Below are 25681 nucleotides of genomic sequence, written 5' to 3' on the forward strand. Positions count from 1 at the left end.
TCGCTCGCCCGACCCGCAGTATGGGCAGGGGGTGACCATGGGCGAGCAGGTGGGGCAACGGCCCGTCACCGGGAGCCCGGACCGCCTGGTGCTGGCTCTCGGCGTCGGTGGTGTCCTGGCGGTCGTGGCCTGGGGCGTACTGGCCAGGGAGTCGCTGGCCGGCGTCGGCGCGTCCGGGCTGGCCTGGGTCATCGACACGTTCGGCTGGTTCTTCGTCGTCGCGGCGGACGCCTTCCTGGTGCTCGCCGTGGTGCTGGCGCTGTCCCGGTTCGGCGCGATCCGGCTGGGCGGCGACTCGGACCAGCCCGAATTCAGCACGCTGGCCTGGGTCGCCATGATGTTCAGCGCCGGCATGGGCATCGGGCTGGTCTTCTTCGCGGTCGCCGAGCCGATCCAGCACTACGCGACCCCGCCGCCGGCCACCGGTGTCGAACCGGAGACCGGTGCCGCCGCCTCCGCCGCCATGCAGTTCACCCTGTTCCACTGGACGTTGCACCCGTGGGCGATCTACGCGGTGGTGGCGCTCGCCCTGGCGTACTCGACGTTCCGGAAGGGCCGGGAGAACCGGATCTCGGCGGCGTTCCGGCCGGTGCTCGGCGCGCACGCGGACGGCACGGCGGGCCGGATCATCGACCTGCTGGCCGTCTTCGCCACGGTCTTCGGCTCCGCGACCAGCCTCGGCCTCGGCGCTCTCCAGGTGGCCGCCGGCCTGGACCTGGTCGCCGGGGTGCCCGACACCACCACGGTGGAGCTGGTGGTGATCGGCTCGCTGACGCTGGCCTTCGTCATCTCGGCCTTCTCCGGGCTGCACCGGGGCATCAAGTGGCTGTCCACCACCAACGTGGTGCTGGCGGTGGCGCTGATGCTGTTCGTGTTCGTGGTCGGCCCGACGATCTACACCCTGGAGGTGCTGCCCGCCTCGATCGGGGACTACCTCGACAACCTGATCTTCATGTCGACCCGGACGGGTGCCTTCTCCGACCCGTCCTGGCTGGGCTCCTGGACGATCTTCTACTGGGCGTGGTGGATCTCGTGGGCCCCGTTCGTCGGCACCTTCATCGCCCGGATCTCCCGTGGGCGTACGGTGCGGCAGTTCCTGGTCGGCGTGCTGCTGGTGCCGAGCGGGGCGAGCGCGATCTGGTTCGCGGTGCTGGGCGGCAGTGCGCTGCGGGTGCAGGCCACCGGCACCCGTGACCTGGTCGCCGACGCCGCCGCCGGCACCGAGCAGGCGCTGTTCGGGTTGCTCGACGCGCTGCCGCTGGCGGCGCTGACCAGCGTGCTGGCCATGGTGCTGGTGGCGCTGTACTTCGTCACCAGCGCGGACTCGGCCTCGCTGGTGCTCGGGTCGCTCACCTCCCGGGGAGCGTTGCGCCCGCACCGGGTCCTCGTGGTCACCTGGGGAGTGCTGATCGGCGCGACCGCGGCGGTGCTGCTGCTGGTCGGTGGCCTGAGCGCCCTGCAACAGGCGACGATCATGGTTGCCCTGCCGTTCGTGGTGGTGATGCTCGGCCTCGCCGTGTCGCTGGTCAAGGAGATGTCCCAGGACCCGGCGGTCCGCCCGGCGGCCCCCAGCAGGCGGTACGGGCTGGCTGCGGCGATCCGGGCCGCCCGGTCGTACGAGGAGGAGGACCCGCCGCCGGTCCGGCGCTACCTCCGCCGCCGGCCGCGCTGACCGCGCCCGCCGCCGGGCGCCGGCGTGACGCCGACCGCGCCCACCGCCCGGCGCCGGCGGGACGCCGACCGTGGCGGACCACAGCGGTGGTCGCCACACGCGGTGTCCCCCGGCGACGGATCGTCGGTGGGGCAGGGCAGGATGTACGGCGAGGAGGTGGCGGCCAATGGCGGGGCGGATCCGGGACGAGGACATCGCGCTGGTCCGCGAGCGCACCTCGATCGCCGACGTCATCTCCGAGACGGTCACCCTCCGGTCCGCCGGCGGCGGCAACCTGAAGGGGCTCTGCCCCTTCCACGACGAGAAGAGCCCGTCGTTCAACGTCTCGCCCGCCCGCAACGTCTGGTACTGCTTCGGCTGCGGTGCCGGCGGCGACGCCATCAAGTTCCTGATGGACGCCGAGCACCTCAGCTTCGTCGAAGCCGTCGAGCGCCTCGCCGCGCGCGCCGGCCTCCAACTGCGGTACGTCGAGAGCGACAACTCGGCGCCGCGCGCGCGCCCGCAGCAGGGGCAGAAGCAGCGGCTGGTCGCCGCCCACGCCGCCGCCGTCGAGTTCTACCAGGCCCAGCTCACCACGCCCGGCGCCCGCCCGGCCCGCGAGTTCCTGGCCCGGCGCGGCTTCGACCGGGCCGCCGCCGAGCGGTACGCCTGTGGCTTCGCCCCCGACGGGTGGGACCTGCTGACCAAGCACCTGCGCCAGCGCGGCTTCACCCACGACGAACTGGTCACCGCCGGGCTGTCCCGGCCGGCGCGCTCCGGCAGCCTGATCGACCGCTTCCGTCGCCGGCTGCTCTGGCCGATCCGCGATTTGACCGGTGACGTCATCGGTTTCGGCGCGCGCAAGCTCTTCGACGACGACGACGGTCCGAAGTACCTGAACACCCCCGAGACGCCGATCTACAAGAAGTCGCACGTCCTCTACGGCATCGACCAGGCCAAACGGGAGATCGCCAAGCAGGGCAAGGTGGTCGTGGTCGAGGGCTACACCGACGTGATGGCCTGCCACCTCGCCGGCGTGCCGACCGCCGTGGCGACCTGCGGCACCGCGTTCGGCGCCGACCACATCGGGGTGCTGCGCCGGCTGCTGCTCGACACCGACGCGGTGGCCGGGGAGATCATCTTCACGTTCGACGGTGACGCGGCCGGCCAGAAGGCGGCGCTGCGCGCGTTCGACGACGACCAGCGCTTCGTCGGGCGTACCTTCATCGCCGTCAGCCCCGACAACATGGACCCGTGCGACCTGCGCCTGGCCAAGGGCGACCTCGCGGTCCGCGACCTGGTCGCGCGCCGCGAGCCGCTGGTCGACTTCGCGCTGCGCCACGTGATCAGCCGGTACGACCTCGACACCGTCGATGGCCGGGTGGAGGCGATGCGCCGGGCGGCGCCGCTCGTCGCCAAGATCAAGGACCGGGAGAAGCGCCCGGAGTACGTCCGCAAGCTCGCCGGTGACCTCGGCATGGAGATCGAGCCGGTGCAGCGGGCCGTGCTGGCGGCCGGACACGCCCCGCCGCCGGGACGGGGCGACGGCGCGTCGCCGCGTCCCGGCCCCGCCGAGCCGAGCGTGGACAGCCCGCGGTCGATGGTCGAGCGGGAGGCGTTGAAGCTCGCCCTCCAGGTGCCGGTGCTCGCCGGGCCGATGTTCGACGCGGTCGAGGCCCCGGAGTACCGGCACCCCGTGCACGTGGCGGTCCGGGCGGCGGTCGCCGTGGCCGGCGGTGCGGCGGCGGCCACCGGCGGCGCGGTGTGGATCGAGTCGGTCCGGGACGCCTGCGACGACCTCGCCGCCAAGGCGCTCGTCGGCGAGCTGGCCGTCGAGCCGCTGCGCATCGACGGCGAGCCGGATCCGCGCTACGTCTCGGTCACCATGGCCCGCCTCCAGTGGGGCTCGGTCACCGGCCGGATCCGGGACCTGAAGTCGAAGATCCAACGGATCAACCCGGTCAGCAACAAGGACGAGTACTTCGCCGCCTTCGGCGAGCTGCTGTCGCTGGAGCAGCACGCCCGGGCGCTGCGCGAACAGGCCGCGGGAGGGCTGTAGGTGGCACTCTCCGCAGGAGGGCGTTAGATGGCACTGTTCCGTCGCCGGCCGAAGCTGCCGCCGGCCGACCGTCCGCCGCTCGGCCCCGACGAGCGCGTGCTGGCCTGGGCCGCCGCCGGCAACGGCGAGGGCGACGGCGTGCTGGTCGCCACCAACCTCGGGCTCTGGCTGCCGGGGCGCGCGGAGCTGCTGGGTTGGCACGACCTCCTCAAGGCGGTCTGGTCCGGCCGGGAGCTGACCGTCACCCCCGCCGAGCGCGTCGCCGAACGCGACGGCTACCTGGTGGTCGCCGACTGTCCCGCCGAGACGTACCTGCTGCTCGACCCCGGGGACCTGCCGCACCAGGTACGGGCCCGGGTCACCAAGTCGGTGGCGTACACCGAGGCCCACCCGGTGCCCGGCGGAGCGGGCCGGATCGCCGCCCGCCGGGTGCCCGGAGTCGACGGTCTGACCTGGACGGTCCGCTTCGAGCCCGGCACCCCGGCCGACGACCCGGAGGTGCTGGCCGAGACCGACCGCCTGGTCGCCGCCGCCCGGGCCGCGACGACGCCCCGGGACGCCTGACCGGACGGGGCGCCGCCCCCGGGCTCTAGCCCATAGGATCAGGCATGATCACAGTCGGCTAGCTCGACCAGCGCGACCGCATCCACTGGGAAGAGCATTTCCGCGGCTATCTTGACTTCACGAGGTTCCCTGACCGCCGAGGAGATCGATCGCGCCTGGGCAGCCTTCGCCGACGACCCCAGAGTGCACGCCCTCGGCGCGAAGATCGATGGCCGCCTCGTCGGCAGTCCAACGCCACGGCGCGCCGACTGTACGACGAGGTCGCACTGAATCGAGGCTTCATCGTGTATCAGATCAGCTTCTGACAACGGCATCCTCACCGTCGGAGCCGGGACGCACGATCGAATACGCGGGAGCGGCATGTGGCTCGGCGTGTCGGGTCGGTGTGGCGTATCCGATCATGGTTTGCCGGTAACTCGGTGGGGAGTGTCGGACCGGGTCGCTAGGGTCGGCACGTGACTCTCATCCAGGCACGGGGGCTGGTGAAGCGGTTCGGCGACTTCACCGCCGTCGACGGCATCGACGTGGAGGTCCGCGCCGGTGAGGCGTTCGGCTTCCTCGGGCCCAACGGCGCCGGCAAGTCGTCCACCATGCGGATGATCGGCTGCATCTCGCCGCCCAGCGGCGGGGAGCTGCGCATCCTCGGCATGGATCCGGTGCGCGACGGGCCGGCCATCCGGGCCCGCCTCGGCGTCTGCCCCCAGCTCGACAACCTCGATCCCGAGCTGACCGTCCGGGAAAATCTGACCACCTACGCGCGCTACTTCGGCATCCCGCGCCGGGTGGCCCGGGCGCGCGCGGGCGAGCTGCTCGACTTCGTGCAGCTCGCCGAGCGGGCCGACAGCAAGGTCGAGCCGCTCTCCGGCGGCATGAAGCGGCGGCTCACCATCGCCCGGGCGCTGGTCAACGAGCCGGAGATCGTGCTGCTCGACGAGCCGACCACCGGCCTCGACCCGCAGGCCCGGCACCTGGTGTGGGAGCGGCTGTTCCGGCTCAAGCAGCAGGGCGTCACGCTGGTGCTCACCACGCACTACATGGACGAGGCCGAGCAGCTCTGCGACCGCCTGGTCGTCATGGACGGCGGTCGGATCGTCGCCGAGGGGTCGCCCCGCGCGCTCATCGAGCGGCACTCCACCCGGGAGGTCGTCGAGCTGCGCTTTCCGGCCGAGTCCCAGGAGGCGTTCGCCGGCAAACTCGACGGGCTGGGGGAGCGGGTCGAGGTGCTGCCCGACCGCATCCTGCTCTACGTCGCCGACGGCGACGCGGCCGTGGCCGAGGTGGCCGCGCTCGGCCTGCACCCGGTCAACGTGCTGGTCCGCCGCAGCAGCCTGGAGGACGTCTTCCTGCACCTCACCGGCCGCACCCTGGTGGACTGACCGGAAGGCGCGGGCCTCCGGCAGGTCGGGGAGCCTCACCCGGGCGATGAGTCGTTTGTCCTGCACAACGGCGGGTACCCGGCGGCCGGGGCCCCAGGGCCGTATGGACGACCGCTCACAGGTAGGGCACGACCATGGACAGCGACGAACAGTACGAGCGTGGACTCGCAGCGCTCCAGCAGGCTGCCAACGGGGCCGCGCAGCGGCTGCTGGACGCACTTGCCGACGTCTCACCCGAGCTGAGCTACCGGTCGGTCGCCTGGTCGTACGGTGACCTCTACGTCCGGCCTCAACTGGCGCGCCGTGACCGTGAACTCCTGACCCTCGGCATACTCACCGGTCTCGGTGCCGCCGACGCCCAGCTCGAGGTCCACGTCAACGGCGCGCTCAACGCCGGCCTGACCCCCTCCGAGATCGTCGAGGCGCTGCTGCAATCGGTGGTCTACTGCGGCGTGCCGCGGGCGGTCAACGCCACTCTCGTCGCCAAGAAGGTATTCGCCGAGCGCAACCTGCTCCCCGTCCGCCCCACCACAGCCGGCTGACCGCGGCGTCGTCGTGCGGCCGGCTGACCGCGGCGTCGGCGTGCGGCCGGCTGGCGGGGGCGCCGGCTGGCGGGGGCGCCGGCGTGCGGTCGGCTGGCGGCGTCGTCGTGCGGTCGGCCTTGGGTCCGCACAGCGTCAACGTGCCGGCCCGGATCTGCGCGCGGGCACGCCGGTCGTGCTGTCGCCGCCGGAGTCATCCGGTGAGGAGCAGTCCGAGGCCGGCCAGCAGGGCGACACCGAACAGCGCGGCCAGGGTCACGGCGTGCCGGCGGGCACCCGGACCGCCGACGAGCCGCAGGGCGAGGGCGAGCGGGCCGATGGGTTGCATGGCGTGTGATTCCTTCCGGTAGACGACGGCGATCCGTGCGGCGGCGACGGTGGTCCCCACCGCGAGGCGCAGGGGTGACAGGCCGAGTTCGGCGGCTCCCTGCACGTCGGCCCGCCACTGTTCGAGGTGGCGGGCGCGGTGCGGGCCGGGCAGCAGCGCGGCGGCACAGCGGACCAGGGCGAGCGCGACGACCAGCCGATCCATCAGGCCTCCCGGGGCCGGATGGACCGGACCGGGGCGGCCCGCGCGTCCGCCCGGGCGCACACCCGTTGCGCTTCCCGGGCACCGTCGGCGGTCAGTTCGTACATGCGTCGTCGGGGTCCGCGCCGATCCGTCTCCTCCCAGGAGGACGTGACCCAACCGTGCCGCTCCAGGCGCTCCAACAGTGGGTAGACGCTGCCGGACGGACGCCCGGTCACCTTGATGATCTCCAGGCCCCAGCGTGGCCGCCCGCCGTCGAGCAGGACGCGCAGCACGTCGACGGTGGCGCCACCGACCCGTCCGAGCGGCTCCATGCCGTTACCCTACCTATGTAGATTAAGCGTGTCCAGGCTGATGATCGACTCGCCTGCACTGAAGTCGGGGGGTCGGACGCGTCCCGACGGCCCGACATCAAGGAAGTCGAGTTGATCAGTCCAAGCCGGTCCTGCGTGAGCGGGACCGTCGGCCCGGTGGGGCGCGCATTCGCCGGCCGGTTGACTGATCACCGCGTGCGGGCCCAGGCCAGGAAACGGTCGTGCAGGTTCGCCGGCACCGTCGGGCCGTTCAGGTCGGCCAGGTCGGTCATGGCCTCGGCCATCAGCGTGCCGAGGTAGATCAGCAGCCCGGTCCGGTTCTCGCGGTACTCGCCGAGCAGCGCCAGCCGGGCCGGTGAGCACGGCCAGGCGGCGCCGCACACCCGGCACCGCCAGGACGGGCGCGCCGCGACGTGCGGGCGGTACCCCGGCATCAGCGCGGGCCCTCCGGGCGCTCGTCCATGTTGGACCACTTCGCCGAGGAGTTGCGGCTGGCCCGGGCCAGCAGCGGCATGTCCCAGACCGCCCTCGCCGAGGCGCTGAGCTACTCGGGCGCGCTGGTGGCCAAGGTGGAGACCTGCGAGCGCCGGCCGAGCCTTGACTTCGCCCGCCGGTGCGACGCGGTGTTCGGGGCGGACGGGCGGTTCGAACGCATCCAGCGGCGGATCAGCCGGGAGACCGTCGTGCCGTGGTTCCGCGACTGGGCCGGCATCGAACAGGAGGCATCAGCGCTGCGTTGGTTCGAGCCGCTCTACGTTCCGGGCCTGCTCCAGACCGAGGGCTACGCCCGCGCCATCCTGGCCGGTGCCGGGCTGTTCGCCGTGGACGAGATCGAGCAACAGGTGACCGCCCGGCTGGACCGGCAAGGCGTCCTCACCCGCGACCGGCCGCCGCTGCTCAGCGTGGTCGTCGACGAGTACGTGCTGCGCCGCCGCGTCGGCGGGCCGGAGGTGATGCGGGAGCAGGTGCAGCACCTGGTGAAGCTGGGCTCCACCCTGCCACGGGTCCGGATCCAGGTCGTGCCGCTCTCCGCCGGGGCCTACGCTGGGCTCGACGGTCCCTTCGTGATCACTACCTCGCCGGGTGGCGAGGACCTCGTGTACCTGGAAGGGCAGCGCCACGGGCAGGTGGTCGACCGCGCCGGTTACGTGCAGCAGATGGTTGAGGTTTGGGAGTCCATCCGTGGTGAGGCACTATCGCAACAGCAGTCCCTCGACCTGATGGCGGAAGTGGCGGAGACATGGACCTGACCGGCGCCCGGTGGCGCAAGAGCACCCGCAGCAACGGCAGCGGCGGCGCCTGCGTGGAGGTCGCCGACAATCTCCCCGGCCTGGTCGCCGTACGCGATTCCAAAGACCCGGGCGGGCCGGTGCTGGCCTTCGCCCCCGAGGCCTGGCGCACGTTCGTCGCCCACGCTCCCGAGCGGCCGTAGCCACCCCTTCGGTAAGCCCGCGTCGGGCGCAGACCTCGGGGGCCGCACCGGATGCGGCATCCCGGGGTGTCCCGGCCTGGCGACACACTGCGGGATACCGCATCCGGAGCCGGTCAACGCGACCAGTCCGCCGCCGATCGATGATTTCCGCCGCCGGCGGACGTCCACCCTTCGACGGTGTTTGCACCGAAGGAGAAGAGCGGATGAACGGTGGGCTGGTGCGGTGGCACGTGACGATGTCGGTGGACGGCTTCATCGCCGGCCCCGGCGACAGCATGGACTTCCTCTCCGGGCCGTGGACGCACGGCCCGGCGGCCGACGAGGTGGTCGCGGGCGCGGGGGCGGTGCTCGTCGGCCGGCGCAGCTACGAGGTGGGGCGCGCCCTCGGCCAGAAGGTGTACGGCGGCGCCTGGAGCGGCCCGATCCTGGTGCTCACCCACCGGCCGGACGAGGTGGACGACCCGGACGTGCGGTGCGTGTCGGGCGCTGCCGCGCAGGTGGTGGCCGAGGCCCGGCAGGCGGCCGCCGGCCGGGCCGTGGTGCTGATCGGGGCCGACGTGGCGCGGCAGTGCGTCCGGGCGGGTCTGGTCGACGACCTCCTGATCCACGTCGTTCCGGTGCTGCTCGGCAGCGGCGTACGGCTCTTCGCCGACCCGGACGTGTCGCCCGTGCGGCTGAGCCCGCTCGGTCAGCAGGATCCGGTCCGCCTGCCCGACCTGCGCTATGCGATCCGACCGACTCGGCTGCACTGAAGTCGGGGTGTCAGACGCACCCGGACAGCCCGACTTCACGGAACCCGAGTCGATCACGCGCAACCCGCCTACCGTCGGCGGCTGCGGCCGGCCACCGGCGGGCCGGTCGGACAAATCGGGGCGACAGGACGGCGCGGTCGCCGTAGGGTGGCCGCGGCCTGTCGTACCGCTGCGGTAGGAAGGCCGGGTGGACGGGGAGCGGAGTGGCATGACACAACTGGCGCGGGAGCGGGCCCGGCCGGCCCTGCCGCGGGTGCCGGCGCTGGCGGTGCTCGCGCACTACCTGGTGGGTTACCGGCGCACCTGGCGGGCCGGTGTGTTCTCGTCGTTCCTGCTGCCCGCGCTGACCGTGCTCGGGTTCGGGGTGGGCGTCGGGGCGTACATCGACCAGGGCGTCGGCGGCGTCTCCTACCTGGAGTGGATCGTCGGTGGCCTGCTCGCCTCGACGGCGTTGCAGGTGGCGATCGGCGAGTCGACCTGGCCGGTGTTCAGCAACTTCCAGTGGGTCAAGCTCTACTCGGCGCAGAGCGCGGCGCCGCTGCGGGTCGGTGACATCCTCGCCGGCCACCTGGCGTTCGTGCTGTTCCGGGTGCTCACCTCGATCGCGGCATTCCTCCTGGTGACCGGGCTGCTGGGGGCGCTCCGGTCGCCGTGGGCGGTGCTGGCGCTGCCGGTGGCGGCGCTGCTCGGCCTGGCGGTCGCCGCACCCACGTTCGCGTACGCGGCGGCGGTCGACACGGACAGTTGGCTGGCGATGCTGTTCCGGTTCGCGGTGATCCCGATGACGCTCTTCGCCGGGGTGTTCTTCCCGGTCGAGTCGCTGCCGCTGGGGCTGCGCTGGCTCGCGTACGCGACGCCGCTGTGGCACGCCGTCGACCTGAGCCGGGCGGCGACCCTCGGCGTCGCTCCCCAGTGGTCGGTCCTCGGCCACCTGCTCTACCTGACCGCCTGGGCGGTGGGCGGCTGGCTGCTGGCCCGCCGCACCTTCGGCCGCAAGCTCGTCGTCTAGGAAGGGGTGTCATGGTCGGTCTGGTCCTGCCCCGGCTGGTCGACGTCTCCGCCGCCTCGCGGCGGTCGGCCTCGGTGACCGAGCGCAACGTCGCGGCCCTCAAGTCGGTCTACTGGCTGCTGCTGGTCTCCGGTTTCGTCGAGCCGCTGCTCTACCTGCTCTCGATCGGCGTCGGCGTGGGCGCGCTGGTCGGCGACCTCACACTGCCCGGTGGCGCGGTCGTCACGTACGCGGCGTTCGTCGCGCCGGCCATGCTCGCCTCGTCGGCGATGACGGGTGCGCTCGCGGAGACCACGTTCAACTTCTTCGGCAAGATGAAGTACATGAAGCTGTACGACGGGGTGATCGCCACCCCGGTGCAGCCGTTCGAGATCGCCCTCGGCGAGTTGGCGTGGGCGATGCTGCGGGGCAGCGCGTACTCGGCCGCGTTCCTGGCCGTGATGGCCGTGATGGACCTGACCAGCGTCAGCCGTGCCCTGGCGGCCTTCCCGGCGGCGGTGCTGGTCGGCTTCGCGTTCGGCGCCCTCGGCATGGCGATCTCCACGTTCATGCGCAGCTGGCAGGACTTCGACCTGATGGGCTCGGCGCAGTTCGTCCTGTTCCTGTTCTCCGGCACGTTCGTTCCCGCCGAGGCGTACCCGGCGGTGCTGCGCTGGCTGGTCGAGGTGACCCCGCTCTACCGGGCCGTGCACCTGATCCGGGGCGTCACCGTCGGCACGGCGGGCTGGGGCTGGCTGCTCGACATCCTCTACCTGCTGCTGGTCCTGGCGCTCGGCCTGCTGGTCGCTTCGCGCCGGATGGGCAGGTTGCTCTACAGGTAGGTGGTTAACCCCTGCCGCCGCCGGGGCATGTCGGAGGAGCACCATTGCCGACGTGAGGGGGAGGGGCGATGGCCTCCGATGAGTCTTCTGCCCGGAACGGGCGTGAGTTCCAGGACCGGCCGGTCGGCCCCGACGACGGGCCGCAGAGCCCGACGCAGCTCCCCGGCACCGGCTGGAAGGCGGCGCTGAAGCGCACCGTCCGCGAGTTCCAGGACGACAGCCTGATCGACTGGGCGGCGGCGCTCACCTACTACGGGGTCCTGTCCATCTTCCCCGGCCTCCTGGTGCTGATCTCGCTCCTCGGCCTGCTCGGGCCTCGGGCCACCGAGGGGGTGCGGGAAACCGTCAACCAGGCGGTGCCGCAGCAGAACATCCAGGACATCATCGACGCCGCGATCCGACAGGCCCAGGGAAGCGGCGGGCTGGCGAGCATCGGCGCGATCGTCGGTCTGCTGGCCGCGTTCTGGTCGGCCTCCGGCTACATCGCCGCGTTCATGCGGGCGTCGAACACCATCTACGACGTGCCGGAGGGCCGGCCGATCTGGAAGACCCTGCCGATCCGGGTCGGCGTGACCGCGGTGATCGGCATCATGCTGCTGGCCTGTGCGGTGATCGTGGTGTTCACCGGTGGTCTCGCCGAGGCGGTCGGGAACGCCGTGGGGCTCGGTGACACGGCGGTGACGGTCTGGAACATCGCCAAGTGGCCGGTGCTGCTGCTCCTGGTCAGCCTGATGTTCGCGATCCTCTACTGGGCCTCGCCCAACGCGCGGCACGGCGGCTTCCGCTGGGTCAGCCCGGGTGGTGTGCTGGCCGTGGTGATCTGGCTGGTGATCTCCGGCCTCTTCGCGCTCTACGTCAGCAACTTCGGCTCGTACAACAAGACGTACGGCGCGCTCGCCGGTGTGATCATCTTCCTGATCTGGCTGTGGCTCAGCAACATCGCCATCCTGCTCGGCGCCGAGTTCGACGCGGAACTGGAGCGCAGCCGCGCCATCTCGGCGGGCCGCTCGGCCGACGAGGAGCCGTACGTCGAGTTGCGGGACGACCGCAAGCTCCGCAAGAAGCGTAACGCCGGCCGGCGCTGACCCGACCCGCCGCTGCCACGCCCCGCCGTCCGCCCGGACGGCGGGGCGTTCCCGTGTCCGCCACCACGGGCACCCCCTTGAGGGTGGCAGGTCGCAACTTCGGGGGAAGTGCTGCCTCCGGGCCTCGGGAGGCAGCACTTCCCCCGAAGTTGCCGCCACGCTCTCTCGTCGGGGGTGGGAGGCCCAGGATCGCCCAGGCGGAGAGGGGGGATCTTTTCTTGATCCACTTATAGCTTTTGTTCGTATGGACAGAAGTTGGAAACAGAATGGCCGAAGCTCTGGACAGGCGGCACGGAAGGCTCCTACTGTGTCGGACACGACACATCGGCATTGCGTCGATGTGAACGACGCCGACGAAGAGGTGAGTCCCGTGCGGACCGTCGATCCCCTGCACGTGCGACTGCTGCGGCTGCTCCGGAACGAGGGGGCGGTCTCCCGGGCCGAGTTGGCGGACCGCCTCCAGATGCCCCGCCCGAGGTTGCTGGCCGAGCTGGAGCGCCTCGTCGGCCTCGGCTACGTCGCCGAGGCGGGCCTCGCGGCCTCCCGGGGCGGCCGGCGCTCCACCCTCGTCGAGCTGAGCCCGCAGCTGCGCTTCGCCGCCGTCGACCTGGGCGCCAGCTCGATCGACGTCGAGGTGGTCAACGGCCGGCTGGAGCCGGTGGCCGCGTACGCGGAGCCGGCCGACATCCGCAACGGTCCCAAGGTGACGCTCCAGCGGGTCAACGAGCTGCTGCACAAGGCGCGCGTGGACGGGGCGTACGAGCGGCTCGACGCGGTCGGCGTCGGCGTGCCGGGGCCGGTGAGCTTCCGCGACGGCGTCCCGGTCTCACCCCCGATCATGCCCGGCTGGGACCGCTTCCCGGTGCGGGAGCTGCTCACCCGGGAGCACGGCTGCCCGGCGGTGGTCGACAACGACGTCAACATCATGGCGATCGGGGAGCGGCACGGCGGGGTGGCCCACTCGGTCGACGACTTCCTGTTCGTCAAGATCGGCACCGGGATCGGGTGCGGGATCTACCTCAGCGGCGAGGTCTACCGGGGCACCGACGGCTGCGCCGGGGACATCGGCCACATCCAGGTCGACTCCCACGGTCCGATGTGCTCCTGCGGCAACGTCGGCTGCCTGGAGGCGCTGTTCAGCGGCGCGGCCCTGGCCAAGGACGCGGCGGCGGCCGCGCGCAGCGGCGCGTCACCGGCCCTCGCCGAACGGCTCGCCGCCCGGGGCGCCGTCACCGCCGTGGACGTCGCCGAGGGCGCCGTCGAGGGCGACGTCACCTGCATCCAGCTCATCCGCGACGGCGGCCGGCGGGTCGGTGGGGTCCTGGCCGGGCTGGTCAGCTTCACCAACCCGTCGATGATCGTGATCGGCGGTGGGCTGGCGCAACTTGGCCACATCCTGCTTGCCGAGATCCGCAGCGTGGTGTACCGCCGGTCGCTGCCGCTGGCCACCGGCAACCTCCCGGTCGTCCTGTCCGAACTGGGATCGCGAGCCGGTGTCGCCGGCGCCGCGGTGCTCGCCAGTGACCTGGCGTTTGCGGAGGCGGCATGAGAACGCCCGGCCAGTCGCCCGGCACCACCTCGGCCGGACGACTGAGCGTGCACCCCCCAACCGGCCAACGTACCTCGGGATCGATCGACAAGGCAAAATTTTCCGGAACGAGTGTTGCGCGGAAGGTGTCCACTGTGGTTTGTTTGTTGGGCCACCGGACGAATGGAGCGATCCCCCGAACCGGACCTTTGGGTCCTGCTCCCAGCGATCCGGGGCAACCACATCACGGGCTGCGGAGCTTCGCGGCGCCAACTCGCCGGCGGACGTCATGAGTGACGTTGCCGGTCCTGGCGTCGAGGGCCCCGAAGCACACGCTGACGGACTCGGCACCCGTCACGCGGCTCCCCCCACCACCGTGGTACCCCCACCCCGGCATCAGCGCGGCGGCGCGCGCTCTGCCTGACTGGCTCACAGCTCAGGAGAGGTAGATGCTCATGTCTCCGTCCCGTCCAAGGCGTCGATCGCGGCTGCTCCACGCCGTGCTGCTGGCCTTCACGACCACCGCGGTGGTCGTCGGCGCGCAGTCCCCGGTGGGCGCCCACAGTGTCGATCCCGCCGACTACCAGGCCGTTCAGCTCGCCTCCGGTAGTGGCGACGTCGGCCAGCCGATGTCGCTGGCCCTCCTGCCCAACCTTTCCGTCGTGCACACCGCCCGCGACGGAACGATCCGGATCACCGACAAGAACGGCAACACCAGCGTCGCCGGCAAGCTCACCGTCTACACCCACGACGAGGAGGGCCTGCAAGGCGTCGGGGTCGACCCGAACTTCACCACCAACCGGTACATCTACCTCTACTACTCGCCCAAGCTGTCGACGCCGAGCGGCGACGCCCCGAAGACCGGCACCCAGGCGGACTGGAACGCGTGGAAGGGCGAGTTCTGGCTCTCCCGGTTCGTGCTCAAGACCGACAACACGTTGGATCTCGCCAGCGAGAAGGTCGTGCTCAAGGTCCCCAGCGACCGCGGCCTGTGCTGTCACGCCGGCGGGGACATCGACTTCGACGCGCAGGGCAACCTGTACCTGACCACCGGCGACGACACCAACCCGTTCGAGTCCAGCGGCTCCGCGCCGATCGACGAGCGCGCCGACCGCAACCCGCAGTTCGACGCCCAGCGGACCTCAGCCAACACCAACGACCTGCGGGGCAAGCTGCTCCGGATTAAGGTGAATGCTGACGGTTCGTACTCCATCCCGACCGGAAACCTCTTCGCGCCCGGTACCACGAAGACCCGCCCGGAGATCTACGCCATGGGTTTCCGCAACCCGTTCCGGATGAGCGTCGACAAGCCCACCGGCATCGTCTACCTCGGCGAGTACGGGCCTGACGGCGGCGCGGTGTCCGGGCGCGGACCGGCCGGACAGGTCGAGTTCAACCGGATCACCGGGCCGGGCAACTTCGGCTGGCCGTACTGCACCGGGCTGAACACCACCGCCGAGACGTACTGGGAGTGGACCTTCCCCAGCGGTCCGGCCACCGGGCAGTACAACTGCGCGGCGCCGGTCAACAACTCGTTCCGCAACACCGGTTTGACGAACCTGCCGGCGGCCAAGCCCTCCTGGATCCGCTACGGCGGCTCCGCCGGCTCCCCGCCGGAGTTCGGCAGCGGGTCGGAGTCGCCGATGGGCGGCCAGGTCTACCGGTACAACGCGGCCAGCTCGTCGACGGTGAAGTTCCCGCAGGAATTGAACGGGCACTACTTCGCCGCCGAGTACGGCCGCAAGTGGATCAAGGTCGTCGACATCAACTCGGACGGGAGCTACGGCGCGATCAACAACTTCCCCTGGTCCGGCGGGCAGATCATCGACACCGCGTTCGGCTCGGACGGGGCGTTCTACGTGCTCGACTATGGGGGCAACAACGCCACGCCGGGGATCTACCGGATCGAGTACATCGGCGGCGGGAACAAGGCACCGCAGGCCGTGGCGACCGCGAACAAGACCTCCGGCCCGGCGCCGCTGACCGTGGCCTTCTCCTCGGCCGGCTCGTCCGACCCCGACGGCGGCGCGCTGACCTACTCCTGGAACTTCGGCGACGGGACCAGCTCCACCGCGGCGAACCCGACGAAGACCTTCAACAGCAACGGGACCTACGCGGTGACCCTGACCGTCCGCGACCCGCAGGGGGCCACCGGTACCGCCAACGTCACGGTGACCGTCGGCAACACCGCCCCGACCGTCACCTTCCAGGCCCCGACCACCGGGACGCTGTTCAGCTTCGGTGACACGGTGCCGTTCCAGATCGGCGTCACCGATCCGGAGGAGACGAGCATCGACTGCACGAAGGTCACCCTGGCCTATCTGCTCGGCCACGACGAGCACGCCCACCAGATCACCTCGAAGACGGGCTGCTCCGGGACGATCACCATCCCGGTAGACGGGGAGCACGACGAGACCGCGAACATCTACGGCGTCCTGCAGGCCAGCTACACCGACACCGCCGGGGCCACCGGCACCGCGCAGGTCATCCTGCAGCCGCGGCACCGGCAGGCCGAGCACTACTCCACCCAGTCCGGGGTGCAGAAGGTCAGCCACAGCAACGCCGAGGGCGGCACGACGGTCGGCTACGTGAACAACGGCGACTGGATCGCGTTCCAGCCGTACCGGCTCAGCAACGCCACCGCGTTCACCGCCCGGGCCTCGTCGGCCGGCGCGGGCGGCACCATCCAGGTGCGGTACGGCTCGGCCACCGGAACGCTGCTCGGCTCGGTCACCGTGCCGGTCACCGGAAACTGGAACACCTTCACCGAGGTGAGCACCGCGCTGACCGCGGCGCCGAACGGAACCGGCCCGCTGTACCTCGTCTTCACCGGTGGCACCGGCAGCCTGTTCGACCTGGACGCGTTCACCTTCGCCACCGGGAGCACCGAGGCGGAGTCGTTCAGCTCGCAGTCCGGAGTGCAGGTCGCCAACCACGTCAACGCCAACGGCGGAAAGACCGTCGGCTACATCAACGACGGCGACTGGACCGGGTACGCGGCGGTGAGCACGGCCGGGAAGACGTCCTTCACCGCGCGGGTCTCCTCGGCCACCACCGGCGGCACCATCCAGATCCGCTCCGGCTCGGCGACCGGCACCCTGCTCGGGTCGGTGTCGGTGCCGACCACCGGTGGGTGGGGAACCTTCCAGTCCGTCTCGACCACGCTCACCAGCTCCGCGTCCGGCCCGCTCTACCTGGTGTACCGCGGATCCGGCACCGGCTACCTGTTCGACGTCGACTCCTTCGTCCTGTCCTGAGGGGAGGTGCCATGAAAACCATCCGGCTCGCGGCCACACTCGCGGCCGCCCTGCTGCTGATCGGCAGTTTCGCTCCGCCGGTGTCGGCTGCCGACCCCGCGTACCAGGTGCTGGTCTTCTCCAAGACCGCGGGTTTCCGGCACGGCTCCATCGCCGCGGGCGTCCAGGCGGTCCGCGACCTCGGTGCGGCGAACAACTTCACCGTCACCGCGACCGAGGACGCGAACGCCTTCACCACCGCCAATCTCGCCCAGTTCGAGGCGGTGGTCTTCCTCAACACCACCGGTGACGTGCTCAACACCAGCCAGCAGGACGCCTTCCAGGCGTACATCGAGGGCGGTGGTGGGTTCGTCGGGGTGCACGCGGCAGCCGACACCGAGCACAGCTGGCCCTGGTACGGCCAGCTGGTGGGTGCCCGGTTCGTGTCCCACCCGGCGGTTCAGTCGGCCCAGGTGCGGGTGGAGAGCCGGGCGCACTCCGCGACCGCGCACCTGCCGCAGACCTGGACCCGCACCGACGAGTGGTACAACTACCACGTCAACCCGCGGTCATCCGCGCGGGTGTTGGCCAGCCTCGACGAGGCCAGCTACTCCGGCGGCACCATGGGGGACCACCCGATCGTCTGGTGCCGCTCGATCTCCGCCGGCCGGTCGTTCTACACCGGGGGCGGGCACACCGACGCCTCCTTCACCGACCCGACGTTCCGGACCCACCTGTTGGGCGGGATCCGGTACGCGGCCGGCTTCGCGATGTTCGACTGCCGGCCGGAGACCGGCTACACCATCCTCTACGGCGGGTCGACCGCCGGCTGGACGCAGGCCGGACCGGGTGGTTTCACCAACAGCGACGCGACCCTCAGCTCCTTCGGCGGCCGGGGCGTCTACTGGCACTCGGCCAAGGCATTCCGGTCGTACTCCCTCAAGCTCGACTGGCGGCTGGCCGGGTCGGACGACTCCGGCGTGCTGATCGGCGCCGACGGCACGTCCGGGACCACCCCCGCCGGCGGCTACGAGATCCAGATCGGCGGCTCCGGTTCGGCGAACCAGGTGACCGGGGCCGTCTACGGGGTGAAGGCGCCGAACGCGTCGGCCCGGGACGCGGCCCTGAACCCGCCCGGAAGCTGGAACACCTACGAGCTGCTGGTGGAGGGCGAACGCATCCGGGTGTTCCTCAACGGCGTGCAGATCAACGATTTCACCAACAGTGACCCGAATCGGAGCCCGCAGGGTTACGTGGGCATCCAGAACAATGGTGCCGGCGACGATGTTTCGTTCCGGAACATCCGGATCCGAGAACTTGTCGCGTCGTCCGTCAAGGTGGAGGGAGAGTCCTATTCATCGTCGTCCGGAGTGCAGGTCGCGAATCACTCGTCGGCCAGTGGTGGAAAAACCGTCGGGTACGTCAACAACGGTGACTGGGTGGGGTACGCGGCGGTGAGCACCGCCGGCCGGACGTCCTTCTCCGCCCGGGTTTCCTCGGCGACCGCCGGCGGCACCATCGAGGTCCGGTCCGGCTCGGCCACGGGGCCACTGCTCGGGTCGGTGACGGTGCCGGGCACTGGCGGCTGGGGCACCTTCACCACCGTCGGTACCACTCTGAGCAGCACCGGTACCGGCCCGCTGCACCTGCTCTTCAAGGGCGGGAGCGGGTATCTGTTCGACGTCGACTGGCTCACCCTCGACGGCGGCTAGGCGACCGGCGGGGCCGGCGGGCGCGCCCGCCGGCCCCGCCGCACACCAGGCGGCCCCGAACGGCGAACAATGCCGGACCGGCGACTGCGATACAGCTGTCGAATGTGCCCGCGCGGGCTTGCACAATCGTGCGCCGAATTGATTCGGGCGGCCGGGACGGGCTTTGTTCTGCTCGCCCCCGGCGGGACTGACCGTCGTTTGGCGGTTAATCACGGGCAACGGCAGGTGTCGTTGCCGAAGTGTTACGAAGGTATTTATCCCCATGGTCTTGTCGAGGGTGTCGGCCACACCTAATTTGATAGCCGACACGTCAGGTCGACAAAGCGTCAGGGAAGGAGGTGAGACGGTTGGTGGTTCAGGTTGAACCGACCGGAGCCCCGGCGCAGCCGGCAGATCTTCCGGCCGATCAGACCACCGTTCGTCGTTCCAACCTCTCCCTGGTGCTGCGTTACCTCAACACCCGGGGCCCGGCGTCCCGGGCGGCCATCGCCGCCGAGACCGGGCTGAACAAGACCACCGTCTCCAGCCTGATCAGCGAGCTGCAGGCCCGTGGCCTGGTGGTCGAGACCGGCCTGCGGCAGGCTGGCGCGGTCGGCCGTCCAGGGCGGGTGATCTCCCTCGACGGGGCCACCGTCGGCGCGCTCGGGCTGGAGATCAACGTCGACTACATCGCCACGCACGGCCTGGACCTGACCGGGCGGACGCTGATCGACCGGCGGATCGGCTTCGACGCGATGGGTTCCGACGTCGACCGGTCGCTGGAGCGGCTCGCCGGGGTGGTGCGCGAGGCGCTCGCCGACCTCGCCGCGGCCGGGCTGCGGGTGATGGGGATCACGGTGGCGGTCCCCGGGCTGGTGAACGTGGAGACCGGCACCGTGCTGTACGCACCCAACCTCGGCTGGCGGGACGTCCCGGTGGCGCAGCGGTTGGCCGCCGCCTCGGCCCCGATACCGGTGCGGGTCGACAACGACGCCAACCTGGCCGCGCTGGCGGAGTACACCGCGGGCGTGGCGGCCGGCACCCCCGATCTGGTCTACCTGACCGGGGAGGTCGGTGTCGGCGGTGGCATCATCTCCGGCGGTCGGCTGCTGCGCGGTGGCGACGGCTTCGCGGGGGAGGTCGGCCACCTCCCGGTCGACCCGAACGGTGACCGGTGCGGCTGCGGGCGGACCGGGTGCTGGGAGACCAAGGTCGGCCTTGCGGCGCTGCTGCGGATGGCGGCGCCGGACCACGCCTACGGGCGCCCGGACAGCGGCCCGGTACGGGCGCCGGAGGAGCGGCTGACGGAGATCGAACGCCGGCAGGCGGCCGGGGACCCCCGGGTCGAGCAGGCCCTGCGGGAGATCGCCCGGTGGCTCGGCATCGGCGGCGCCATCCTGGTCAACCTGCTGAACCCGCGGGTGATCGTCCTGGGCGGCTACTTCGCCCGGTTCCGCGGACACCTCATCGCCGAGGCACAGGCACAGCTGGGCCGGCTGGTCGTGGCCGGTCCGGACGCCCGGTGCCAGTTCGTCGCCTCCGAACTCGACTTCCGGGCCGCAGCTCACGGCGCAGCCCACGTCGCGGTCGAACGGGTCCTCGCCGACCCGACGATGGTCGCCATGCTCCCTGCCAAGTCCCAACCCACCTGGAGGCGCCGATGACCGCCGAGACCGTGCTGCGCCTCACCGACGTGGTGAAGACCTTCCCGGGCGTACGCGCCCTCGACGGCGTGCAGTTGGAGGTCCGCGCCGGGGAGGTGCACTGCCTGCTCGGGCAGAACGGCGCCGGCAAGTCCACCCTGATCAAGGTCCTCGCGGGGGTGCACCGTCCGGACTCGGGGACCGTCGAGTGGCGCGGCGAGCCGGTCACGTTCACCAACCCGCAGGCCGCCATGCGCGCCGGCATCGCCACCATCTACCAGGAACTGGACCTGGTCGAGGACCTGTCGGTGGCGGAGAACGCCTTCCTGGGCCACGAGCCGCGCCGCCTCGGCTTCGTCCGACGCGGTCAGATGGCCCGCCGGACCCGCCAGATCCTCGGCCGGCTCGGGCACGCCGAGATCCCGCCGAACCGGATGGTCCGGTCGCTGCCGGCCGCCGGCAAACAGGTCGTCAGCATGGCCCGCGCGCTGTCCCACGAGGCGCGACTGATCATCATGGACGAGCCGAGCGCCGTGCTCGCCCACGACGAGGTCGGCAACCTCTTCCGGATCATCCGCGAGCTGACCGCGCAGGGCATCGCCGTCATCTACATCTCCCACCGGCTGGAGGAGATCCGCGAGATCGGCGACCGTGTCACCGTACTCAAGGACGGCCGGACCACCGCGGCGAACCTGCCGGCCCGCGACACACCGACCCGCGACCTGGTCTCGAAGATGACCGGCCGGACCATCGAGTACGTCTTCCCGGACCGGCCCGCCGCGGCGCCGGCCGGCGACGACCTGCTCCGCGTCGACGGGCTGACCCGGGCCGGCGAGTTCGCCGACGTCACGCTCGGCGTCCGGGCCGGCGAGATCGTCGGCATCGCCGGGCTGGTCGGCTCCGGCCGGTCCGAGCTGCTGGAGACCATCTACGGCGCCCGCCGGGCCGACGCCGGCACCGTGCGGGTCGCCGGCCGGGCGCTCCGCCCGGGCAGCGTCGGGTCCGCCGTACGCTCCGGCCTCGGCATGGCCCCCGAGGAGCGCAAGAGCCAGGCGCTGCTGCTGGGCGAGCCGATCTACCGCAACGTCACGCTCGCCACCTTCGGCCGGTACTCCCGGGCGGGTTTCACCGACGCCGCGCGGGAGCGGGCCGAGGCGGACCGGATCGCGGAGAGCCTCGACCTGCGGCCCCGCGACGTCCGCCGGCCGGTGCGGACGCTCTCCGGCGGCAACCAGCAGAAGGTCGTGGTCGGGCGGTGGCTGCTCGGCGACACGAAGCTGCTGCTGCTCGACGAGCCGACCCGGGGCGTGGACGTCGGCGCGCGGGCCGAGCTGTACCAGGTGATCCGTGCCCTGGCCGCCCGCGGCGTCGGGGTGCTGCTGGTGTCCAGCGAGGTGCCCGAGGTGCTCGGCCTCGCCGACCGCGTGCTGGTCATGCGGGAGGGCCGGGTCGTCTGCGAGGCGCCGGCCACCGAACTCGACGAGAACACCGTGCTCGACCTCGTCATGGCGGGGTCCCTGATGGAAGGCGCACCGGCATGAGCGATTCCACGCCCACCTCCACCGCCGCACCGGAGCGCGGAACGGGGCTGCCGGCGCAGTCGCCGCCCGTGGACCCGGCGGAGACGGCCCTGGCCAGCGAGAAGACCGGCGGCCGGCTCTCCTGGTGGCACGGCGAGGGAGGCGAGGGCGCCCGACGCAACCTCGCCCTGGTGGGGGTTCTGGTCGTGCTGATCATCATCGGCGCGGCCACCCGCTCCGACCTCTACTCCGACCCGGACTGGGTCTGGGCCAACTTCCTCAGCATCCTCAAGCTCGCGTCGGTGGTCGGCGTGGTCACGGTCGGCATGACGTTCGTGATCATCGGAGGCGGCATCGACCTCTCCGTCGGCGCGATCGTCGCGCTCGCCGGAGTCTGGTGCACCACGCTCGCCACGCAGAGCTACGGCGCCGGGGGCATGATCTTCAGCGCACTCACCGTTGGGCTCGCGGTGGGACTGGTGAACGGCCTGCTCATCTCGTACGGGCGGCTGGTCCCGTTCATCGCGACCCTGGCGATGCTGGTCGCCGCCCGGGGGCTCGCCGCGGAGATCTCCGACAAGCAGACCCAGGTGTCCGACAACACCTTCATCAACGGCATCGCCAGCACGAACCTGCTCGGGATCCCGCTGCTGGTCTACATCCTCGCCGCGGTGGTCGCCGCCGGCTGGGTGCTGCTCAACCGCACCACCTTCGGCCGGCGGACCGTCGCGGTCGGCGGCAACCCGGAAGCGGCCCGGCTGGCCGGCATCGACGTCAAGCGGCACACCCTGCTGCTGTACGCGCTGTCCGGCCTGTGCTGCGGCATCGCGGCCATCATGCTGACCGCCCAGGCCAACTCGGCGCAGGCGGCGATGGCCAACCTCTACGAGTTGGACGCGATCGCCGCCGCGATCATCGGCGGCACGCTGCTCAGCGGCGGGCGGGGCACCATCATCGGCTCCCTGCTCGGGGTGGTCATCTTCGCCACCATCACCAACCTCTTCGCCATCAACGGCCTCTCCACGGAGGCCCAGAACATGGTCAAGGGCGGCATCATCGTCGCGGCCGTCCTGGTCCAGCAGGTCCAGTTCCGCAGCCTCACCCAGTTCCTCAACCGGAACCGGCTCACCACCACCTGATCGACACACGCACCTGGGCCACCCGAACTCGACGACGGTGGCCGGACCTCGCACACCCCAAATTCCCTCCACCACCGCAAACCAGGAGGTCGTCATGACCCAGCACAGCCGCGACCTGTCGCGCCGCCGGCTGCTCTTCGGCGGGGCCGCTGTCGGCGCCGGCGTCCTGCTCGCCGGCTGCACCAGCAACGAGGCCCAGCCGACCGAGGCGCAGACCAAGGCGGCGGCACCCGGCGGTAACAACGAGCCGGGCAAGCGCGTCGTCATCGGCTTCTCCGCTCCCGCCGCCGACCACGGCTGGATCGCCGCCATCACCAACAACGCCAAGGCGCAGGCCGGCGCGTACTCCGACGTGGAGTTCAAGACGGTCGAGGCCGGCGCGGACGCGGCGGCCCAGCGGGCGGCGCTGTCCACGCTGATCTCGCAGAAGCCGGACGTGATCGTGCTGCTGCCGCACGACGGCAAGGAACTCAACGCGTTCGGCCTGGAGGCGATGCAGGCCGGCATCCCGGTGGTCAACCTGGACCGGGCGTTCCCGGACGCCAAGGCGTACCGGCTGCAGATCAAGGGCGACAACTACGGCATGGGCGTGGCCGCCGCCACGTACATCATCGCCCAGCTCAAGGCCAAGAACGTCACCGCCCCGGTGATCGGTGAGATCGCCGGCATGGACGAGCTGGAGCTGACCCAGGAGCGGTCGAAGGGCTTCGCGGACACGCTGGCCCAGGCCGGCTTCAAGGTCCAGAACCGCCGCGCGGCCCGGTTCACCGCCGACACGGGCCAGCAGGAGGCCGCCCAGCTCCTGCAGGCCCTGCCGAAGATGGACGCCCTCTGGAACCACGACGACGACCAGGGCATCGGCGTACTGGCCGCGATCAAGCAGGCCAACCGCAGCGAGTTCTTCATGGTCGGCGGCGCCGGCTCGAAGAAGGCCATCGAGGACATCCAGGCCGACAACACCGTGCTGAAGGCCACCGTCACCTACAGCCCCTCGATGGCCTCCTCGGCCATCTCCCTGGCCCGTCTCATCGGGCAGGGCAAGGGCATGTCCGACCTGGTGGAGCTCCAGGTGCCCAAGGAGATCATCCTCGCCTCCGAGACGATCACGAAGGAGAACGCGAGCAACTACCTGAAGCTCGGGTTCTGACACACGGGGGGAGACCCACCTTGTCCACGACAGACAAGCAACTGCGGGTCGGCATGGTCGGCTACGCGTTCATGGGCGCCGCGCACTCACAGGCGTGGCGCACCGTGAACCGGGTGTACGACCTGCCGGCGCGGGCCCGGATGGCGCTGATCTGCGGCCGGGACACCGGGAAGGTGGCCGAGGCCGCCGACCGGCTCGGCTGGGAGGCGTACACCACGGACTGGCGCGACCTGGTCGCCCGGGACGACATCGACGTGGTCGACGTCTGCACGCCGGGCGACAGTCACGCCGAGATCGCCCTCGCCGCGCTGGCCGCCGGCAAGCACGTGCTGTGCGAGAAGCCGTTGGCCAACACGGTGTCCGAGGCCCGGGCGATGGCCGCCGCGGCGGCCATCGCTCAGGCCGCCGGGGTGCGGTCGATGTGCGGGTTCAACTACCGCCGGGTGCCCGCGGTCACGATGATGCGGCAGCTGGTCGCCGACGGACGGCTCGGGGTGATCCGGCACGTCCGGGCGACCTACCTGCAGGACTGGATCGTGGATCCGCAGTTCCCGCTGGTCTGGCGCCTGCAGAAGGACAAGGCGGGCTCCGGCGCGCTGGGCGACATCGGCGCGCACATCATCGACCTGACCCAGTACGTCACCGGCCAGCTCATCACCGGGGTCAGCGCCGTCACCGAGACGTTCGTCAAGGAACGGCCGCTGCCCGCCGGTTCGAACGGCCTGGCGGCCACGCTGGACGGTGACGGGCACCGCCCCGCCACCGGCCCGGTGACCGTCGACGACGCCGCCGTGTTCGTCGCGCGGCTGGACGGCGGCGCGCTGGCGACGTACGAGGCGAGCCGGTTCGCCACCGGCCGGAAGAACGCCCTCCGGGTGGAGATCAACGGGTCGCTCGGCTCGGTGGTCTTCGACCTGGAACGCCTCAACGAACTGGAGTTCTACGACGCGACGCGGCCCGCCGCCGAGCAGGGCTTCAGCCGGATCCTGGTGACCGAGGGCGAGCACCCGTACATGTCGGCCTGGTGGCCGCCGGGCCACATCATCGGGTACGAGCACTCCTTCACCCACCAGATGCGGGACTTCGTCGAGGCGGTGGCGACCGGCGTCGACCCGGCGCCCTCGTTCGCCGACGCGTTGCAGGTCCAACTGGTGCTGGACGCGGTGAGCCGGTCGGCCGAGCTCGGTTCCTCGTGGACCGACGTGGAGCCGGCACTGGCGACGGTCGCCGCCTGAGTCACCTCCGGGACCGACCGGCGAGGGCCGGCCGCGGTTGCGCCCCGCGGCCGGGTTCGGGTCGGGACCGGAGGACGTGTCACCGGGCCGACCGGCGGCACGAGCAGGTCGTCCGGTGCGGCCGGACCGGGATTCCCCGGCCGCACCGGAGGACCGCCACCCACGGCGACCGGGCCGGTCGCCACCACCCCGACACCACCCACCCCCTGGCGGCCCACCGCCCGACCCGCCCACCACGGCCGGGCACGACCGCCTCCGATGAAGTCGTCCGCTCGGGCGCGCCGCCGTCCGACCGGCGGATGCGGGGGAGGCAGGGGCGAGACGCCGACCGTCCCTGCCTGCCAGCCCCGCCCGTCCGCACCCGCACCGGGCGCCGGTCCGGCGTCGTCGCCGCCGACTTCGGTGCCG

At 71.5% G+C, this 25681-nt stretch carries 21 protein-coding genes and 1 pseudogene; 19 read left to right on the forward strand and 3 right to left on the reverse strand.

The window, feature by feature from the left end; translation table 11 throughout:
* The first annotated feature begins 37 nt into the window (after positions 1 to 37).
* From AB0873_RS12970 to AB0873_RS12990, 5 genes and pseudogenes are all read left to right on the forward strand, one after another.
* The gene (locus AB0873_RS12970; RefSeq protein ID WP_366599848.1) at positions 38 to 1672 is read left to right on the forward strand and encodes a BCCT family transporter; all 1635 of its coding nucleotides are present in this window, start codon (positions 38 to 40) and stop codon (positions 1670 to 1672) included.
* 141 nt (positions 1673 to 1813) lie between these two features.
* Positions 1814 to 3710 (forward strand): annotated as a pseudogene (dnaG, locus tag AB0873_RS12975) (DNA primase).
* A gap of 27 nt (positions 3711 to 3737) precedes the next feature.
* A complete protein-coding gene (locus tag AB0873_RS12980; RefSeq protein ID WP_366599850.1) occupies positions 3738 to 4274 on the forward strand; it encodes a hypothetical protein in 537 nt (178 codons plus the stop codon).
* Between the two features lie 455 nt (positions 4275 to 4729).
* Positions 4730 to 5650 (forward strand): ABC transporter ATP-binding protein, encoded by a 921-nt coding sequence (locus AB0873_RS12985; protein WP_366599852.1) that lies wholly within the window; start codon positions 4730 to 4732, stop codon positions 5648 to 5650.
* A 134-nt stretch (positions 5651 to 5784) separates the two neighbouring features.
* Complete coding sequence (locus AB0873_RS12990) at positions 5785 to 6192, forward strand: carboxymuconolactone decarboxylase family protein (RefSeq protein ID WP_366599854.1); 408 nt, start codon at positions 5785 to 5787, stop codon at positions 6190 to 6192.
* A gap of 193 nt (positions 6193 to 6385) precedes the next feature.
* Here AB0873_RS12990 and AB0873_RS12995 read toward each other — a convergent pair whose 3' ends face one another.
* The 3 genes from AB0873_RS12995 to AB0873_RS13005 all read right to left on the reverse strand — a co-directional run bounded on the left by AB0873_RS12995 (position 6386) and on the right by AB0873_RS13005 (position 7469).
* Entirely contained in the window at positions 6386 to 6724 is a 339-nt protein-coding gene (locus AB0873_RS12995; protein ID WP_366599856.1) for a hypothetical protein, read from the reverse strand.
* Positions 6724 to 7035, reverse strand: a complete 312-nt coding sequence (locus AB0873_RS13000; protein ID WP_366599857.1) for a PadR family transcriptional regulator — start codon at positions 7033 to 7035, stop codon at positions 6724 to 6726. Before AB0873_RS13000 ends, AB0873_RS12995 begins: the two co-directional genes overlap by 1 nt.
* A gap of 188 nt (positions 7036 to 7223) precedes the next feature.
* The gene (locus AB0873_RS13005) at positions 7224 to 7469 is read right to left on the reverse strand and encodes a flavin reductase (protein ID WP_366599859.1); all 246 of its coding nucleotides are present in this window, start codon (positions 7467 to 7469) and stop codon (positions 7224 to 7226) included.
* A gap of 27 nt (positions 7470 to 7496) precedes the next feature.
* On the opposite strand from AB0873_RS13005, the gene AB0873_RS13010 reads away from it, so the two are divergent.
* The 14 genes from AB0873_RS13010 to AB0873_RS13075 all read left to right on the forward strand — a co-directional run bounded on the left by AB0873_RS13010 (position 7497) and on the right by AB0873_RS13075 (position 25273).
* On the forward strand, positions 7497 to 8285 hold the full coding sequence (locus tag AB0873_RS13010; protein ID WP_366599860.1) for a helix-turn-helix transcriptional regulator: 789 nt from the start codon (positions 7497 to 7499) through the stop codon (positions 8283 to 8285).
* Positions 8276 to 8467, forward strand: coding sequence for a DUF397 domain-containing protein (locus AB0873_RS13015; protein WP_366599862.1), 192 nt, complete (start codon positions 8276 to 8278; stop codon positions 8465 to 8467). Before AB0873_RS13010 ends, AB0873_RS13015 begins: the two co-directional genes overlap by 10 nt.
* Before the next feature lie 203 nt (positions 8468 to 8670).
* Positions 8671 to 9219, forward strand: a complete 549-nt coding sequence (locus AB0873_RS13020) for a dihydrofolate reductase family protein (RefSeq protein WP_366599863.1) — start codon at positions 8671 to 8673, stop codon at positions 9217 to 9219.
* Positions 9220 to 9427: 208 nt separating this feature from the next.
* Complete coding sequence (locus AB0873_RS13025) at positions 9428 to 10228, forward strand: ABC transporter permease (protein WP_366599864.1); 801 nt, start codon at positions 9428 to 9430, stop codon at positions 10226 to 10228.
* A gap of 11 nt (positions 10229 to 10239) precedes the next feature.
* Entirely contained in the window at positions 10240 to 11049 is an 810-nt protein-coding gene (locus AB0873_RS13030; RefSeq protein WP_155330780.1) for an ABC transporter permease, read from the forward strand.
* Between the two features lie 68 nt (positions 11050 to 11117).
* The gene (locus AB0873_RS13035) at positions 11118 to 12134 is read left to right on the forward strand and encodes a YihY/virulence factor BrkB family protein (protein ID WP_366599865.1); all 1017 of its coding nucleotides are present in this window, start codon (positions 11118 to 11120) and stop codon (positions 12132 to 12134) included.
* Positions 12135 to 12504: 370 nt separating this feature from the next.
* Positions 12505 to 13683: an ROK family protein gene (locus tag AB0873_RS13040; RefSeq protein WP_366599866.1), complete on the forward strand. Its 1179-nt coding sequence runs from the start codon at positions 12505 to 12507 to the stop codon at positions 13681 to 13683.
* A gap of 428 nt (positions 13684 to 14111) precedes the next feature.
* Entirely contained in the window at positions 14112 to 16919 is a 2808-nt protein-coding gene (locus AB0873_RS13045) for a carbohydrate-binding protein (protein WP_366599867.1), read from the forward strand.
* Between the two features lie 11 nt (positions 16920 to 16930).
* Positions 16931 to 18610: a ThuA domain-containing protein gene (locus AB0873_RS13050; RefSeq protein WP_366599868.1), complete on the forward strand. Its 1680-nt coding sequence runs from the start codon at positions 16931 to 16933 to the stop codon at positions 18608 to 18610.
* A gap of 440 nt (positions 18611 to 19050) precedes the next feature.
* Positions 19051 to 20253, forward strand: coding sequence for an ROK family protein (locus tag AB0873_RS13055; protein ID WP_366599869.1), 1203 nt, complete (start codon positions 19051 to 19053; stop codon positions 20251 to 20253).
* A complete protein-coding gene (locus AB0873_RS13060; protein ID WP_366599870.1) occupies positions 20250 to 21773 on the forward strand; it encodes a sugar ABC transporter ATP-binding protein in 1524 nt (507 codons plus the stop codon). The genes AB0873_RS13055 and AB0873_RS13060 overlap by 4 nt, the downstream gene beginning before the upstream one ends.
* A complete protein-coding gene (locus AB0873_RS13065; RefSeq protein WP_366599871.1) occupies positions 21770 to 22891 on the forward strand; it encodes an ABC transporter permease in 1122 nt (373 codons plus the stop codon). The genes AB0873_RS13060 and AB0873_RS13065 overlap by 4 nt, the downstream gene beginning before the upstream one ends.
* Before the next feature lie 94 nt (positions 22892 to 22985).
* On the forward strand, positions 22986 to 24038 hold the full coding sequence (locus AB0873_RS13070) for a substrate-binding domain-containing protein (protein ID WP_155330785.1): 1053 nt from the start codon (positions 22986 to 22988) through the stop codon (positions 24036 to 24038).
* Positions 24039 to 24058: 20 nt separating this feature from the next.
* The gene (locus AB0873_RS13075) at positions 24059 to 25273 is read left to right on the forward strand and encodes a Gfo/Idh/MocA family oxidoreductase (RefSeq protein ID WP_366599872.1); all 1215 of its coding nucleotides are present in this window, start codon (positions 24059 to 24061) and stop codon (positions 25271 to 25273) included.
* Positions 25274 to 25681: the final 408 nt, after the last annotated feature.

This window comes from Micromonospora sp. NPDC047707, from assembly GCF_040704235.1.
In the GTDB taxonomy this organism is placed as follows: domain Bacteria; phylum Actinomycetota; class Actinomycetes; order Mycobacteriales; family Micromonosporaceae; genus Micromonospora.

Coding starts and splice junctions, on each gene's coding strand:
- AB0873_RS13000 (WP_366599857.1), bottom strand. CDS start 7,035: ATGGAGCCGCTCGGACGGGTCGGTGGCGCCACCGTCGACGTGCTGCGC.
- AB0873_RS12990 (WP_366599854.1), top strand. CDS start 5,785: ATGGACAGCGACGAACAGTACGAGCGTGGACTCGCAGCGCTCCAGCAG.
- AB0873_RS13030 (WP_155330780.1), top strand. CDS start 10,240: ATGGTCGGTCTGGTCCTGCCCCGGCTGGTCGACGTCTCCGCCGCCTCG.
- AB0873_RS12995 (WP_366599856.1), bottom strand. CDS start 6,724: ATGGATCGGCTGGTCGTCGCGCTCGCCCTGGTCCGCTGTGCCGCCGCG.
- AB0873_RS13070 (WP_155330785.1), top strand. CDS start 22,986: ATGACCCAGCACAGCCGCGACCTGTCGCGCCGCCGGCTGCTCTTCGGC.
- AB0873_RS13010 (WP_366599860.1), top strand. CDS start 7,497: ATGTTGGACCACTTCGCCGAGGAGTTGCGGCTGGCCCGGGCCAGCAGC.
- AB0873_RS13005 (WP_366599859.1), bottom strand. CDS start 7,469: ATGCCGGGGTACCGCCCGCACGTCGCGGCGCGCCCGTCCTGGCGGTGC.
- AB0873_RS13050 (WP_366599868.1), top strand. CDS start 16,931: ATGAAAACCATCCGGCTCGCGGCCACACTCGCGGCCGCCCTGCTGCTG.
- AB0873_RS13035 (WP_366599865.1), top strand. CDS start 11,118: ATGGCCTCCGATGAGTCTTCTGCCCGGAACGGGCGTGAGTTCCAGGAC.
- AB0873_RS13045 (WP_366599867.1), top strand. CDS start 14,112: ATGCTCATGTCTCCGTCCCGTCCAAGGCGTCGATCGCGGCTGCTCCAC.
- AB0873_RS12970 (WP_366599848.1), top strand. CDS start 38: ATGGGCGAGCAGGTGGGGCAACGGCCCGTCACCGGGAGCCCGGACCGC.
- AB0873_RS12980 (WP_366599850.1), top strand. CDS start 3,738: ATGGCACTGTTCCGTCGCCGGCCGAAGCTGCCGCCGGCCGACCGTCCG.
- AB0873_RS13060 (WP_366599870.1), top strand. CDS start 20,250: ATGACCGCCGAGACCGTGCTGCGCCTCACCGACGTGGTGAAGACCTTC.
- AB0873_RS13025 (WP_366599864.1), top strand. CDS start 9,428: ATGACACAACTGGCGCGGGAGCGGGCCCGGCCGGCCCTGCCGCGGGTG.
- AB0873_RS13065 (WP_366599871.1), top strand. CDS start 21,770: ATGAGCGATTCCACGCCCACCTCCACCGCCGCACCGGAGCGCGGAACG.
- AB0873_RS13015 (WP_366599862.1), top strand. CDS start 8,276: ATGGACCTGACCGGCGCCCGGTGGCGCAAGAGCACCCGCAGCAACGGC.
- AB0873_RS13020 (WP_366599863.1), top strand. CDS start 8,671: ATGAACGGTGGGCTGGTGCGGTGGCACGTGACGATGTCGGTGGACGGC.